Raw genomic sequence first — 1,517 nt, forward strand, 5'->3', positions numbered from 1 at the left:
ATTGCGCGTGCTTTAATTCGAAAAACACCAATCTTATTATTAGATGAGGCTACCTCGTCTTTAGATAATAAAGTTACTACTGAAATTGAAAATTCAATTTTAGAAATTCAAGATTTGACGGTTCTTGTTGTTACGCATAAGTTAAATAAGAGCATATTGAAAAAATACAATAGAATTCTTTTTATGAAAAATGGAGTTATTGTTGAAGATGGTTCTTTTGATAACTTGATGGATAGGAAAGGTGAATTTTATAAATTGGTTGAGTTGAGTGTGTAATTCTCTTTCGTTTTATAGTATAATTCTATAAAATACTCTATTACTTTCGTTTTATAATATAGATGTTGACTAGCACCACATGTTGAGGCGGTATCACTGCTTGTATGAGCTGAGTCATCAGCGAAGTAGAAGTAGATGTTCCGCCCATGGGATAGGACTCGTAGAATGAGGAGGGAACCGACGAAATGATACGGTAAGTCCGAGCCGTTGAGTGCGTGGCTCTGCTCTTCTGATCTGAGACAGCGAAAAGTAGAAGGGGATGGTATTGGTATCAATCAATGAGTAACAAAGTAACAGCATGATTCGAAACATTTGCTTGGAATTTGCGGAGGAACATCAATATGGATGGAATAACAAATGATTCTATAAAAACGGCTAAACTAATGAAACAATTATGGCCCCAATTGACCGATAAAGAAGCTATTGATGAATTAAAAAAATATACGAATGGCAAGAATACTGCAATCTTTACTGAAGTTGAAGGTGACACAATTGTAGGTCTAGCACTATGTTCACTCAGATTTGATTATGTTGAAGGTTGTAAATATAGTCCTGTTGGATTCTTAGAAGGGATTATTGTCGACGAGAAATATCGTTTAAAGGATATTGCTAAAAACCTCTGTACAAAATGTGAGGAATGGGCGAAAAATAAAGGATGTAAGGAATTTGCAAGTGACTGTACTTTAACGAATACGGATTCTATAAGATTTCATCTTAATATTGGATTTCAGGAGGCAAATAGAATTATTCATTTTAAGAAGAAATTATAATTTCAGAACGTGGTCAACATTTATGTATCTTTAGGAAGTGTGAAAGAATGGACGGACCACGAATTACTTTTCATTATTTAAGAATATAGTAATGTTGTAAAGTTAATCGAGGAGTTATTGATGGATTTTAGTAGTAAGATAGCCATAAATAAAGGCTGGTCAGATGATAAAAAATATTGTGTGACAGATCAAAATCAGAAAAAATATTTCTTGCGTGTTTCTGATAAGGATAAGTTAGATTCTAAAAAATTTGAATTTGAGATGATGGAGAAAGTGGCTTCTCTTGGAGTTCCGATGTGTAAACCAATTAGCATAGAACTCTGCGATGACAAAGTATATTCTTTACACGAATGGATAGACGGGAAAGATGCAAGAGAAACCATTTTAACTACTTCGAGAGAACAACAATACACGTACGGTGTAGAAGCAGGAAGAATCCTTTATAAAATTCATTCACTCCCTGTAACAGAA

2 protein-coding genes and 1 pseudogene are annotated in these 1,517 nt (G+C 33.9%); all 3 read left to right on the plus strand.

Annotated elements, in window-relative coordinates:
- Positions 1-276: pseudogene (locus tag ACLNCN_RS04700) on the plus strand (ABC transporter ATP-binding protein); the annotation flags it as partial.
- A gap of 341 nt (positions 277-617) precedes the next feature.
- Entirely contained in the window at positions 618-1,046 is a 429-nt protein-coding gene (gene aac(6'), locus ACLNCN_RS04705; protein WP_006153473.1) for an aminoglycoside 6'-N-acetyltransferase, read from the plus strand.
- A 120-nt stretch (positions 1,047-1,166) separates the two neighbouring features.
- A partial coding sequence (locus ACLNCN_RS04710) for a phosphotransferase family protein (protein WP_424844734.1) occupies positions 1,167-1,517 on the plus strand: 351 nt, incomplete at its 3' end.

The organism is Streptococcus sp. CL8.13 (genome assembly GCF_049737895.1).